Source organism: Tsukamurella pulmonis (genome assembly GCF_900103175.1).
Lineage (GTDB): Bacteria > Actinomycetota > Actinomycetes > Mycobacteriales > Mycobacteriaceae > Tsukamurella > Tsukamurella pulmonis.
This window is the reverse complement of the sequence record NZ_FNLF01000002.1, coordinates 3,679,348-3,692,199: the sequence shown is the minus strand read 5'-3', so window position 1 is coordinate 3,692,199 and position 12,852 is coordinate 3,679,348. Positions and strand designations below refer to the sequence as shown.

The following is a 12,852-nucleotide window of genomic DNA, read 5'->3' as shown; positions in this document are numbered from 1 at the left end:
TGGGCGCCGGCCGCGGCCGTTGCGGTGCGGCTCAGCCGATCCGGCGGCGGTAGGCGAGCATCGCGGCGCCGTAGGCGAGGACCAGGATGCCGGCGCTCCAGGCGAGCGCGGAGACGAGATCGGCGGTGTCGACGGGACGCTCGGCGAGCAGCGCGGAGATCGTGTTCACGATCGAGGTGACCGGCTGGTTCTCCGCGAAGGCGCGCACCGGGCCGGGCATGGTCGCGGTGGGCACGAAGGCGGAGCTGATGAACGGCAGGAAGATCAGGGGATAGGAGAAGCCGGTCGCGCCGTCCACCGACTTCGCCGTGAGGCCGACGGCCACCGCGATCCACGTGAGGGCCAGCGTGAACAGCGCCAGGATCCCGGCGACACCCAGCCACCCGAGTGGGCCCGCGGACGAGCGGAAGCCCATGATCAGCCCCACCCCGATGATGATCACCACCGTGATGGCGTTCGCCACCATCGACGTGAGGACGTGCGCCCACAGCACCGACGACCGCGCGATCGGCATGGACTGGAAGCGCTCGAAGATGCCGCCCTGCATGTCGTTGAACAGTCGCAGCGCGGTGTACGCGATGCCGGACGCGATGGCCATCAACAGGATTCCCGGCAACAGGTAGTTCACGTAGTTCGCGTCGCCGGTGCTGCCCTTGATCGCCCCGCCGAAGACGTAGACGAAGAGCAGCATCATCGCGATCGGAGTGATCGCCGTGGTGATGACGGTGTCGGCGCTGCGGGTGATGTGCTTGAGCGAACGCCCCAGGAGGGCGCCGGTATCGGAGACGGCGTAGGTGGTCATGATCGATCCTCGGAGGTCGTGGTGGAATCGGAGCGGGTGCCGGTGAGGGCGAGGAAGATCTCCTCGAGGGTGGGCTGCTTCTCGACGTACTCGACCTTCGCCGCGGGCAGCAGGCGCTTGAGCTCGGCGAGGGTCCCGTTCGCGATGATCCGACCCTCGCGCAGGATGGCGATGCGGTCGGCGAGCTGCTCCGCCTCCTCCAGGTACTGCGTGGTGAGCAGCACCGTCGTGCCCTGCGCGGCCAGTTCTTTCACGACGTCCCACACCTCGATGCGGGCCTCGGGGTCGAGGCCGGTGGTGGGCTCGTCGAGGAAGATCACCGCGGGGTCGCCGATGAGGCTCATCGCGATGTCCAGGCGCCGGCGCATGCCGCCGGAGTACGTGCCCACCTTGCGGCCTCCCGCCTCGGTGAGGCGGAAGCGCTGCAGGAGTTCGTCGGCGACGGCGCCGGGGTCGCCCAGGTGCCGCAGCCGCGCCACCAGCACGAGGTTCTCGCGGCCGGTGAGGATCTCGTCGACCGCGGCGAACTGCCCCGTGAGACTGATGGATTCGCGGACCTGTTGGGCCTCGGAGGTTACGTCGTAGCCGTGCACGAGCGCGGTGCCGGCGTCGGCGCGCAGCAACGTCGACAGGATGCGGACCAGGGTGGTCTTGCCCGCGCCGTTCGCGCCGAGCAGGGCGAAGACGCTGCCGGGGGCGACGGCGAACTCGACGCCCCGCAGCACCGGCAGATCGCCGTAGGACTTCTCGATGCCGCGCACCTCGATGGCGGCTGTGGTGGTCATGGTCATGGTGTCCTCCTTCAAGGATGCGCGCTCAGCGGGCGCGTCGGATGTCGATGTCGCCGAACGTGGTCCGGGCGCGGACGGCCACGTGCTCGCCGTCGGGGGAGTCGGGGAGGCCGTCGTCGAGATGGTTGCGGACGCGGCCCTCCTTGGAGGAGAGGTCGAGCCATGCGGGGACGCCCTCGGCCACACCGACGGTGAGCTTGCCGTAGCTGCTCTCGATGTCGACGACCCCGCCGGAGACCTCGTGCAGGGTGATCGCGCCGTAGGCGGTCTTCGCGGCCACCGACGCGGCGGCGTGGTCGATGTCGAGGTCCCCGTAGGACAGGTTGGCCGAGACGCCACCGAGCGTCTCGCCGAGGCGGATGCTGCCGTGGGACGCCTTGAGGACGGCGTCACCGGCGACCGAGTCGATCCGGATCTGGCCGTGGTCGGCGGTGACCTCGGCGGAGCCGTCGACCGCACCGGCGGTGGCGTTGCCGTGCGCGGCGCGCAGCCAGAGGTCGCCGGTCGACTCCAGCTCGACGGTGCCCGTGGTCGCCTTGATCCGGGTAGCGGCCAGGCGCCCCTCGGTGCGCACGCTGCCGACGGCGCTCTCGGCGGTGAACCGGGAGCCGGCGGGCAGCTCGACGGTGACGTCCACCGATTCGGTGGGGCCGATGAGGCTCTGGAGACCGAACTTCGGCTTCGGGCCGATCACGGTGAGCCGCGTGCCGTCGAACTCGACCCGGGTGGCCTCCGCGCCGCGCCGGTCCGCGGCCTTGTTGGGGGAGCTGGGGGTGATGGTGACGACGGTGTCGGCGCGCTCGCCGGCGATGACGTCGATGTCGCCGACCTGGAGGTTGATCGCGAGGTCGATGGGCTCGGGGGTGGGGAAGACGGGCATGGCGGGACCTTTCGGAGGGTGCACTGGGCCGACCCCGCGGGGTGCGGGGTCCTGATCGGGCTGTGCGGTTATGGGGTGTTCGGTGGTGGGGCGGGTCAGCGGGCCCAGCCGGCGAAGTCGTCGCCGGTGCGCAGGGCGCGCGGCGCGGATCGTCGCTTGCGCGGGACGAGGGCGGCCGCGACGGCGCGCACCAGCCACGTGTTGACGGAGACGCCCTCGGCCGCCGCGGCCTCGTCGACCTGCGACTTGAGCGCATCGGGCAGGCGCAACGTGGTGCGGGAGGTGCTGGTGTCGTCGAAGTCGACGCCGGCGGTGGACGTGGTCTCGTCCTCCTGCTCGGTGCGCGCGGCGGCGACCACGAATTCGACCTCGCGGCCGCGCAGGCGCAGGTCGACGGAGCCGGGGACCAGGTCGCGGGTGATCTCAGCGGCCGCGGCGGACAGGGCGTCGAGCAGCACCAGCCGGGTGGCGGCGTCGAGGCCGGAGGCCAGGCGCTCGGCGCTCTCGTGGGCGTCGTCCACCCCGTTGTCGCCGGCGTCGTCGAAGTCGCGCTCGGCGGCCGCGATCAGTTGGCGCTGGAGGTCGGTGACGAAGGGCGTGATGTCCATGGCGTCAACTATGACACCATTGTGGTGTCACGTCAATGATGTGATGCGATAATCATGTGAAAGCAGTGCTCAAACGTGGTGTCAGGGTGGTGCGTCGCGGTGCTCACAGGGCGAAGAAGCCGCCCGGGCCGAAGGCGATATCGCCGAAACGGGTGCCGATCAGGTGGTGCGTGGCGGCGTCGGGATGCAACCCGTCGGGCAGCGGTAGGCGCACGTTGTCGTCCGCGCCGTACAGGGCTCGTCCGTCGAGGAGGTGCAGGTTCGGATCCTCGCCGGACCGGTCCGCGACGATCCGGGCCAGTTCCTCGCGGATGACCGTCAGCGTGAGCTTGCCCATGCGCACCTCGGCGGGGTCGCCCGTGGCCTCGAAGCGCAGTCGCTCGGCCGACGGCACGGGCATGACGGGGCCGGGCGTGTGCTCCTGGATCGGGCACAGGATCGGCGAGAGCACCAGCAGCGGCGTGGTGGGGTGTCCGTCGCGGATGGTGTCCAGGAAGCCGTGCACGGCCGGGGTGAACGCGCGCAGGCGCATCACGTCGAGGTTGGCGAGGTTGATGCCGATCTTGAGGCTGATCAGGTCGGCGGGGGAGTCGCGGATCGCGCGGGCGACGAACGGGTCGAGCACCGCGCTGCCGCCGAAGCCGAGGTTGAGCAGGTCCACGCCGCCGGCCGCCGCGGCGATCGCGGGCCAGGTCCCGGTGGGGTGAGTCGCGTTGGAGCCGTGGCTGATCGAGCTGCCGTGATGCAACCACACGCGATCCTTGGGCCGCTGCGGGCTCACCGGGGCGTTCGTGCGCAGCGCGATCAGCTCGGTGATCTCGTTGTGGGGCAGCCAGATCTCGACGTCCTTCTCACCCGCCGGCAGGCCCGCGAAGCGCGCGGTGCCCGGCGTGCCCGCGGTGCGTTCGGACCGCTGGGTCAGCATGTCGACGACGGTGTCGACGTTCCCGCCCGGCACCGTCGTCTGCGAGAGGAGGCGGCCGTCCACGACGAGGTCGTAGACGCCGTCGGGCTGCGCGGGCAGGCCCGCGTGGGCGCGCTTGGTCGGCAGCGTCTCCAGCTCGATCACCGTCGCCGCCGTGCGGAACACCAGGCGCACGCCGGACGGCTGCGCCTGCGCGCCGGCGAGCCGCGCGTCCGGGATGCGGCGGCGGGCGGCGACGGGGAGCCGGTGCGGCAGCAGGCCGTCCGCCGTCCGCTCGAGGTCGAGGTGGCCGCGCACCAGGGTGCCGTCGATCGGGGTGTCGATCAGGTCCATGGGCGGCCTCTCGTCGAATGAGGAACGCCCCGGACCTCGGGTGAGGTCCGGGGCGTTCCGGGCTGCAGTAAAGGTTCTAGCGGCTGAACAGGAGGGCGCGCTTGACCTCCTGGATGGCCTTCGTCACCTGAATGCCACGGGGGCACGCGTCGGTGCAGTTGAAGGTGGTGCGGCAGCGCCACACCCCGTCGACGCCGTTGAGGATCTCGAGGCGCTCGGCGGCGCCCTCGTCACGGCTGTCGAAGATGAAGCGGTGGGCGTTGACGATGGCCGCGGGGCCGAAGTACGAGCCGTCCATCCAGTACACGGGGCAGCTGGTGGTGCAGCACGCGCAGAGGATGCACTTGGTGGTGTCGTCGAAACGCTCGCGGTCCGTGGGGGACTGGATGCGCTCGCGGGTCGGCTCGTTGCCCGAGGTCATCAGGAAGGGCTTCACGGCGCGGAAGGCGTCGAAGAAGGGCTCCATGTCGACGACGAGGTCCTTCTCCACCGGCAGGCCGCGGATGGGCTCGACCGTGATGGTGATGTCCTTGCCCTCCTGCAGGAAGTCCTTCATCAGCATCTTGCAGGCGAGACGGTTGACGCCGTTGATGCGCATGGCGTCGCTGCCGCACACGCCGTGGGCGCAGGAGCGGCGGAAGGTCAGGGTGCCGTCCAGGTAGCCCTTGATGTAGAGCAGCAGGTTCAGGAAGCGGTCCGAGGGGAGCGCGGGGACCCGGTAGCTCTGCCAGCCGGCCGCGTCGGGATCCTCCGGGTTGAACCGGTAGACCTTGATCGTGACCATCGTGGAGCCGGGCGGGACCGGCGGCTGCACGGACGCGGGGGTGTCAACTGCGGCGGTCATCAGTACTTACGCTCCATCGGCTCGTAGCGGGTCTGCACGACGGGCTTGGTGTCGAGACGGATCCCGGACTCCAGGCCCTCGCCCTCCTTGTACGCCATGGTGTGCACCATGAAGTTCTCGTCGTCACGGTTCGGGTAGTCCTCGCGGGCGTGGCCGCCGCGGGTCTCCTTGCGGTTGAGGGCGCCGACGACGGTGACCTCGGCCAGCTCGAGCAGGAAGCCCAGCTCGATGGCCTCGAGCAGGTCGCTGTTGAACCGCTTGCCCTTGTCGGTGACGGTGACGTGCTCGTAGCGCTTCTTGAGGGCGCGCACATCCTCGAGGGCCTGCGTCAGGGTCTTCTCGGTGCGGAAGACGGCGGCGTTGTTGTCCATCGTCTGCTGCAGCTCGGTGCGGATCGCCATGACGTTCTCGTCGCCGTGATCGCTGAGCATCGCGGCGACCCAGTTCTCGACCAGCTCGGACGGGTTCTCGGGCAGCGGCACGAAGTCGTGCGACTGCGCGTACTCCGCGGCGGCGATGCCGGAGCGGCGGCCGAAGACGTTGATGTCGAGCAGCGAGTTGGTGCCCAGGCGGTTGGCGCCGTGCACCGAGACGCAGGCGCACTCGCCGGCCGCGTACAGGCCGGGGACCACGTTGTCGTTGTCGCGCAGCACCTCACCGTGGATGTTGGTGGGGATGCCGCCCATGACGTAGTGGCAGGTGGGGTAGACGGGCACCAGCTCGGTGACGGGGTCGACGCCGAGGTAGGTGCGCGAGAACTCCATGATGTCCGGCAGCTTGGCCATCAGGGTCTCCTCCGGGATGTGCGTGACATCCAGGAGCACGTAGTCCTTGTTCGGGCCGGCGCCGCGTCCTTCGAGCACCTCGAGCACCATCGAGCGGGCGACGATGTCGCGCGGCGCGAGGTCCTTGATGGTGGGGGCGTAGCGCTCCATGAAGCGCTCGCCGTCGACGTTGCGGAGGATGCCGCCCTCGCCGCGGACGCCCTCGGTGATGAGGATGCCCAGGCCCGCGAGGCCCGTCGGGTGGAACTGGTGGAACTCCATGTCCTCCAGGGGCAGGCCCTTGCGGAAGACGATGCCCATGCCGTCACCGGTGAGGGTGTGGGCGTTGGAGGTGGTCTTGTACATGCGACCCGAGCCGCCGGTGGCGAAGATGATCGCCTTCGCGTGGAAGACGTGGATCTCGCCCGTGGCCAGCTCGTAGGCGACGGCACCGGTCGCGACGGGGCCGTTCTCGGTCTCCGTCAGCGCGATGTCGAGGACGTAGAACTCGTTGAAGAACTCCACGTCGTGCTTGACGCAGTTCTGGTACAGCGTCTGCAGGATCATGTGGCCGGTGCGGTCGGCGGCGTAACAGGCGCGGCGCACGGGCGCCTTGCCGTGATCGCGGGTGTGACCGCCGAAGCGGCGCTGGTCGATCTTGCCCTCCGGCGTGCGGTTGAAGGGCAGGCCCATCTTCTCCAGGTCGAGCACCGCGTCGATGGCCTCCTTGGCCATGATCTCCGCGGCGTCCTGGTCGACGATGTAGTCGCCGCCCTTGACCGTGTCGAAGGTGTGCCACTCCCAGTTGTCCTCCTCGACGTTGGCGAGGGAGGCGCACATGCCGCCCTGCGCCGCGCCGGTGTGGGAGCGCGTGGGGTAGAGCTTGGTGAGCACTGCGGTGCGGGCGCGCGGCCCGGCCTCGATGGCCGCGCGCATTCCGGCGCCGCCGGCGCCGATGATCACCACGTCGTAACGATGTTCCTGCATGATGCGGGTGAGTCCTTCCTGGCCGCTACTGGGCGGTGGGCACGGAGGCCGGATCGAACGAGAGCAGCGCGTACGAGCCGAGTCCCACGGTGAGGATCATCGACAGCACGAGCAGGGTCTTGAGCCAGAACCGCGTGCGGTCCTTACGGGCGTAGTCGTCGATGATCACGCGCAGGCCGTTGCCGCCGTGCAGCTGCGCGAGCCACAGCATCGTGATGTCCCAGATCTGCCAGAAGGGGCTGGCCCAGCGCTGCGCGACGAAGGCGGCACTGATCCGGTGCACACCCTGGCTGTCGAGCGCGAGCATGATGAAGACGTGCCCGAAGACGAGCACGAGGAGTGCGACGCCGGAGAAGCGCATGAACAGCCAGGCGTACTTCTCGAAGTTGCCCGCGGCCGGACGGTGCGGCGAGCGCGGGTTGTCGAGCGAGGCGGGGCGGTCGTACTGCTTGAGCAGCGTCTTGGCGAGCTTGGGTTCGTTCGCGGTAGTCATATCTCTTCGTCCCCCTAGGCGTGCGAGATCATGATGTAGAGGAGACGCGCTGCCATGCCCGCGCCGGTGATGAGGAAGACCGTCCAGACGATGATCGACATCGCCTTCTGGTACTGCACGCCCTTGCTCCAGAAGTCCACGAGGATCACGCGGACGCCGTTGAGCGCGTGGAACAGGATGGCCATGACGAGGCCGATCTCCAGCAGGCCGATGATCGGCGTCTTGTACGTCTTGATGATCGCGTCGTACGCCTCGGGATCGATGCGGATGACCGCGGTGTCGAGGACGTGGACGAACAGGAAGAAGAAGATGGTGACGCCGCTGATGCGGTGCAGCACCCAGTTCAACATGCCCGGATCGCCCTTGTAGAGGGAGACGCGGCGCGGCTCCTCGGCGGCCGCCACCTCGGTACTACTGCTCATCGAGTCCTGCCTTCGACATCGTTTCTTGGATACGGCCGGACATCGGTCGACGGAGGGGAGCTGAGCCCTCTCGTCGGCGTCGATCGCGACGTATACCTGAACCCACGCCTTGACCTTAAACCCACCGGAATGTGGAATCGAAACCACGGTCCCGATCCGTTGGGGCCGAACAGATTTAGTTAGGTTTGCCTGACCGATATTGATCCGGAATCAACAAGCCTCCGGAAAGGAGTGATCGGCTGTGTCCGACATCGACTGGGAGGCATTGCGGCGCACCGCCGTCGACGCCATGGGGAGGGCCTACGCCCCCTATTCGAAGTACCCCGTGGGGGCGGCCGCGGTGACGGACGACGGTCGCGTCGTGTCCGGTTGCAATGTGGAGAATGTCTCATACGGGTTGACCCTGTGCGCCGAATGCGGACTCGTGAGCGCGCTGCATTCCTCGGGCGGCGGGAGACTGCGCGCCTTCACGTGCACCAACGCCAACGGCGACGTCCTGTTGCCGTGCGGTCGCTGCCGGCAGCTGCTCTACGAGCACGGCGGTGGCGAGCTCCTGATCGACCACCGCGCCGGGCCGATGCCGCTGAGCCGGCTCCTGCCCGACGCCTTCGGGCCCGACGACCTCGACGAGGTCCGATGACCACCGACCACGATCCGGCCGACCGCGGTCGCGCCGACGACGATCCCGCCCACGAGAAGAGGAACACCCGATGACCGAAGTCTTCGACGCCGTCTCCGTCATCGCGACCAAGCGCGACGGTAAGGCCCTGTCCGACGGGCAGATCGATTGGGTGATCGACCGGTTCACCGCCGGCGAGGTCGCCGATTACCAGATGTCCGCGCTCGCGATGGCGATCTATCTCAACGGGATGGACCGCCGGGAGATCGCCCGCTGGACCGCCGCGATGATCGCCAGCGGCGAGCGCCTGGACTTCACGGAGCTCCGCCGTGCCGGCCGCGCGCTGGCCACCACCGACAAGCACTCCACGGGCGGCGTCGGCGACAAGATCACGTTGCCGCTCACACCGCTCGTCGCCTCCTACGGCATCGCGGTGCCGCAGCTCTCCGGCCGCGGACTCGGCCACACGGGCGGCACCCTGGACAAGCTCGAGGCGATCCCCGGCTGGCGCGCGGATCTCACCAACCAGCAGATGTTCGACCAGCTGGAGAAGGTGGGCGGCGTGATCTGCGCGGCCGGCTCCGGCCTCGCGCCCGCCGACAAGAAGCTCTACGCGCTGCGCGACGTCACGAGCACCGTCGAGGCCATCCCGCTCATCGCCAGCTCGATCATGAGCAAGAAGATCGCCGAGGGCACCGCCTCGCTCGTGCTCGACGTCAAGGTCGGCAAGGGCGCCTTCATGAAGACCGCGGCGCAGGCCCGCGAGCTCGCCGAGACCATGGTCGCGCTCGGCCACGACTCGGGCGTCGACACCGTCGCGCTGCTGACGGACATGTCCACCCCGCTCGGCCGCAGCGCCGGCAACGGCCTCGAGGTCGCCGAGTCGCTCGAGGTGTTGGCCGGCGGCGGACCGTCGGACGTGGTGGAGCTGACGCTCGCCCTGGCGAAGGAGATGCTCACCCTCGCCGGCGTCGACGCCGACCCCGCCGAGCACCTGGCGAACGGTCGGGCGATGGACAGCTGGAAGGCGATGATCGCCGCCCAGGGCGGCGACCCCGAGGCGCCGCTGCCCGTCGCGCAGCACACGCGCACCGTCGCCGCGCCCGCCTCGGGCGTGCTCACCGAGCTCGACGCGATGGGCGTCGGCATCGCCGCCTGGCGCCTGGGTGCGGGCCGCGAGCGGCAGGGCGAGCCCGTGCAGGCCGGGGCGGGTGTCACCTGGCACGCGAGCGTCGGGGACACCGTCACCGCGGGGGAGCCGCTGTTCACGCTGCACACCGACACGCCGGAGAAGTTCGACGGTGCCGTCGCCGCTCTCGACGGAGCGGCCGTCATCGGCGAGTCCGCCGCGCCGCGAGGCTCCCTCGTCCTGGACCGGGTGACGATCTAGGGAGTGAGGACGCGGACGGGGGCGCCCGCGAGGAACGCGCGGACGTCCTCGGCCGCGTCCGCGTAGAACAGCCGGTACTGCTGCTCGGTGACGTAGCCGATGTGCCCCGTGAGCACCGAGTTCGGCAGGTCGCGGAGCGGATCGCCGGCGGGCAGCGGCTCGACGTCGAAGACGTCGAGCGCGAGCCGGATCGCGCCGCGCCGGGCGGCGTCCGCTGCGGCGGGGGTGTCCAGCACGCCCGCCCGGGAGGTGTTCACGAGCAGGGCGCCCGGCTTCATGGCGGCGATCTCCGCCGCGCCGACGAGGCCCCGTGAGCGGTCGGAGAGCACGTAGTGGATCGAGACCACGTCGGCGCGGGCGAACAGCTCGTCCTTCGGCACCGCCGTCACGCCCGCCTCGGCGGCGCGCGCCGGATCGAGGTTCGACGACCAGGCGATCGTCTCCATGCCGAAGGCGGCGCCGACGCGCGCCACTCGGCGCCCCAGATTGCCCAGGCCCACCAGGCCGAGCACCGCACCGTCGAGCTCGGTGCCGACGGTGCTCTGCCATCGCCCGGCGCGGATGTTGCCGTCCTCGACGGGGACCCGGCGCAGCGCCGCGAGGATCAGCGCCCAGGTGTGCTCGGCCGCCGCGGCGGGACGGTACCCGGTGTGGCACACCGTGATCCCCAGGTCCGCGGCCGCGACGAGGTCGATCGCGGCGTTGCGACGGCCCGTCGTGACGAGCAGCCGCAGCCGCGGCAGCGCGCGCAGCACGTCCGCGGGGAAGCGGGTGCGCTCGCGCATCGCCACCACCGCCTCGAACTCGGCGAGCTGCGCCGCGACGTCGGTCAGCGGGACCGTGAAGACGGTGACGTCCAGTCCCGAGAAGTCGCCGTACTCGCGGGAGACGGCCTGGAAATCGTCGAGGATCGCGATGCGCATGGCTTCACGCTAGCGGCCGGGGGTAGTGCTGGCACCACCCCGGATTCTCCCGCTCGGGCCAGGGACCGGACGCCGCGACGGACCTAGCGTCTACGGCATGATCGATACCGTGACCCCGTCCCCGGTGCAGCGCGAGCCCGACCGCGGTGCGCTCGACGCTCCGCTGCGCGAACCGCTGCGCTTCCTCACCACGTCCGCGCCGTGGCGCGGCCTGGCCTACTTCACCGTCTCGATGGTCATCGGCTGGGTGCTGTTCTTCCTCTACGCCGTGATCGTGCTGCTGCCCTTCGCGCCGGCCTGGTCGTACGGGCTGGCGAAGTTGGAACGCCGCCGCGTCGCCTGGCTCGGCGCGCCCGAGATCGGCGATCCGCATCCGCCGGTCAGCGGCACACTCTCCGCTCGCGCGGGTGCGAGGCTGGGCGAGCGCGCCACGTGGCGCGAGGTCGCCTACTCGTTGCTGCTCGCCGTGCTGACCCCGATCGTCTTCCTCGGTGCGTGCCTCGGGTGGGTCATCGGCCTCGGCCTCGTGGTGGCGCCGTTCCTGGACGAGCAGGTCACGGTGATGGGCGCGACCGTCGACGGTGTCGTCAGCCAGGCGTTCTGGGGCGCGGTGGGCGCGGTGCTGTGCGCGGTGGCCCTCTACATCACCTACGCGGTGGCCGCCCTGCAGGCGGCCGGCGCGCGGCTGCTGCTCAGCCCCACCGAGGAGGAGCTGCTCCGCCGCGTGGACGTCCTCGAGGCCTCGCGCGGCGTCCTGGTGAACTCCTTCGAGGGCGAGCGCCGGCGCATCGAGCGCAACCTGCACGACGGGCCGCAGCAGGACCTGGCGAGCCTGTCGCTGCAACTCGGCGAGCTGCAGCAGAGCCTGGCCGCGAACTCCTCGGACGAGACGCTCGGGGAGCAGGTCGCCGAAGCACAGGCCCGGCTCGAGCGCGCCATGTCGGGTCTGCGGGACACGGTCCGCGGCGTGCACCCGCAGGTGCTCGACGACGCCGGCGTCGAGGCCGCGTGCGCCGAACTCGGGGGCGCGATCCGGGTCGACGTGATCGCCGGGGACGGCTGGGAGCGGGGCCGTCGCCTGCCCGCCGAGATGGAGCAGGCGATGTACTACACGGCCAGCGAGGCCGTGACCAACGCGATCAAGCACGGTGGCGCGCAGCAGGTGTGGATCACCTTCGCCGCGGGCGTGCTCGGGGTCTCCATGACCGTCATGGACGACGGTGCCGGCGGCGCGGACCCCGCGCGCGGCACCGGGCTGGCCGGCCTCGTCGAGCGCGCCGAGGCGATCGGCGCGACGCTCACGATCCTCAGTCCTCCCGGCGGCCCCACCACGCTCTACTGGGCGAAGGCCGTGTCGTAGTCTGCGTGCGATGCGACTCGTCGAGCGCAGGAGTGGGCACGTGCGGACGGAAGGCGGCTCTCAGTCGTGCGGATCGTGATCGCCGAGGATTCGGTGCTACTGGCCGAGGGGTTGCAGCGGATCGTCGAACGGGCCGGCCACGAGGTGGCCGGCCTGCTCGGTGACGCCGCCGCCCTGCGGGCGCTCGACCCCGGCACCGTCGACCTGGTGGTGACGGATGTGCGGATGCCGCCCGGGCACGGCGACGACGGCCTGCGGGCCGCGCTGGACCTGCGCGCCGGGCGGCCGGACCTGCCCGTGCTCGTGCTCTCGCAGTACGTGGCGGCCGCGTACGCGCGGCGGCTGCTCGAGTCGGGCGGCGGCGTCGGTTACCTGCTCAAGGAGCGGGTCGGTCGGGTCGGGGACTTCCTGCGGGCGCTCGACACCGTCGCCGGTGGCGGCGTGGTGGTCGACCCGGAGGTCGTCGCGAAGATGTTCACCCCGACGGTCCTCGACCGGCTCACGCCGCGCGAAGGGGAGGTGCTCGCGCTCATGGCGGAGGGGCGCGGCAATCCCGAGATCGCCGCGGCCCTGGTGGTCTCGGACGCGGCGGTCGCCAAGCACGTGGCGAACATCTTCGCCAAGCTGGACCTGCCGCCCGAGGAGGGCAACCGCCGTGTGCGCGCCATCCTGACCTATCTCACGGAGCGCTAGCGCCGGCGCCGGTGTTAC

14 protein-coding genes are annotated in these 12,852 nt (G+C 70.4%); 4 read left to right on the top strand and 10 right to left on the bottom strand.

The window, feature by feature from the left end; all coding sequences use genetic code 11:
• Positions 1-31: 31 nt before the first annotated feature.
• The 9 genes from BLQ62_RS18095 to sdhC form a co-directional block, all read right to left on the bottom strand.
• Positions 32-802, bottom strand: coding sequence for an ABC transporter permease (locus BLQ62_RS18095; protein WP_068568160.1), 771 nt, complete (start codon positions 800-802; stop codon positions 32-34).
• Positions 799-1,587: an ABC transporter ATP-binding protein gene (locus BLQ62_RS18090; protein ID WP_197467326.1), complete on the bottom strand. Its 789-nt coding sequence runs from the start codon at positions 1,585-1,587 to the stop codon at positions 799-801. The genes BLQ62_RS18095 and BLQ62_RS18090 overlap by 4 nt, the downstream gene beginning before the upstream one ends.
• A gap of 31 nt (positions 1,588-1,618) precedes the next feature.
• Positions 1,619-2,473 (bottom strand): DUF4097 family beta strand repeat-containing protein, encoded by an 855-nt coding sequence (locus BLQ62_RS18085; RefSeq protein WP_068528804.1) that lies wholly within the window; start codon positions 2,471-2,473, stop codon positions 1,619-1,621.
• Positions 2,474-2,568: 95 nt separating this feature from the next.
• Positions 2,569-3,081 carry a toxin-antitoxin system HicB family antitoxin gene (locus tag BLQ62_RS18080; RefSeq protein ID WP_068568161.1) on the bottom strand — a complete coding sequence of 171 codons (513 nt, stop codon included), beginning with the start codon at positions 3,079-3,081 and terminating at the stop codon, positions 2,569-2,571.
• A gap of 103 nt (positions 3,082-3,184) precedes the next feature.
• On the bottom strand, positions 3,185-4,339 hold the full coding sequence (locus BLQ62_RS18075; RefSeq protein ID WP_068568163.1) for a GDSL-type esterase/lipase family protein: 1,155 nt from the start codon (positions 4,337-4,339) through the stop codon (positions 3,185-3,187).
• Positions 4,340-4,415: 76 nt separating this feature from the next.
• A complete protein-coding gene (locus tag BLQ62_RS18070; RefSeq protein ID WP_068528814.1) occupies positions 4,416-5,183 on the bottom strand; it encodes a succinate dehydrogenase iron-sulfur subunit in 768 nt (255 codons plus the stop codon).
• Positions 5,183-6,934 carry a succinate dehydrogenase flavoprotein subunit gene (sdhA, locus tag BLQ62_RS18065; RefSeq protein WP_068528817.1) on the bottom strand — a complete coding sequence of 584 codons (1,752 nt, stop codon included), beginning with the start codon at positions 6,932-6,934 and terminating at the stop codon, positions 5,183-5,185. Before sdhA ends, BLQ62_RS18070 begins: the two co-directional genes overlap by 1 nt.
• 25 nt (positions 6,935-6,959) lie before the next feature.
• Entirely contained in the window at positions 6,960-7,427 is a 468-nt protein-coding gene (locus BLQ62_RS18060; RefSeq protein ID WP_068528819.1) for a succinate dehydrogenase hydrophobic membrane anchor subunit, read from the bottom strand.
• A gap of 14 nt (positions 7,428-7,441) precedes the next feature.
• The gene (gene sdhC, locus BLQ62_RS18055; protein WP_068528822.1) at positions 7,442-7,849 is read right to left on the bottom strand and encodes a succinate dehydrogenase, cytochrome b556 subunit; all 408 of its coding nucleotides are present in this window, start codon (positions 7,847-7,849) and stop codon (positions 7,442-7,444) included.
• 241 nt (positions 7,850-8,090) lie between these two features.
• On the opposite strand from sdhC, the gene BLQ62_RS18050 reads away from it, so the two are divergent.
• Positions 8,091-8,489 carry a cytidine deaminase gene (locus BLQ62_RS18050; RefSeq protein WP_068568165.1) on the top strand — a complete coding sequence of 133 codons (399 nt, stop codon included), beginning with the start codon at positions 8,091-8,093 and terminating at the stop codon, positions 8,487-8,489.
• A gap of 70 nt (positions 8,490-8,559) precedes the next feature.
• A complete protein-coding gene (locus BLQ62_RS18045) occupies positions 8,560-9,858 on the top strand; it encodes a thymidine phosphorylase (RefSeq protein ID WP_068568167.1) in 1,299 nt (432 codons plus the stop codon).
• Here BLQ62_RS18045 and BLQ62_RS18040 read toward each other — a convergent pair.
• Positions 9,855-10,781, bottom strand: a complete 927-nt coding sequence (locus BLQ62_RS18040) for a D-2-hydroxyacid dehydrogenase family protein (RefSeq protein WP_068568169.1) — start codon at positions 10,779-10,781, stop codon at positions 9,855-9,857. The two genes, BLQ62_RS18045 and BLQ62_RS18040, sit on opposite strands and share 4 nt — an antisense overlap.
• 97 nt (positions 10,782-10,878) lie before the next feature.
• Here BLQ62_RS18040 and BLQ62_RS18035 point away from each other — a divergent pair, with 97 nt between their 5' ends.
• Together BLQ62_RS18035 and BLQ62_RS18030 are read left to right on the top strand one after the other, a co-directional pair.
• Positions 10,879-12,141, top strand: a complete 1,263-nt coding sequence (locus BLQ62_RS18035; RefSeq protein WP_068568171.1) for a sensor histidine kinase — start codon at positions 10,879-10,881, stop codon at positions 12,139-12,141.
• Positions 12,142-12,207: 66 nt separating this feature from the next.
• Positions 12,208-12,834, top strand: coding sequence for a response regulator (locus BLQ62_RS18030; protein ID WP_068528834.1), 627 nt, complete (start codon positions 12,208-12,210; stop codon positions 12,832-12,834).
• Positions 12,835-12,852: the final 18 nt, after the last annotated feature.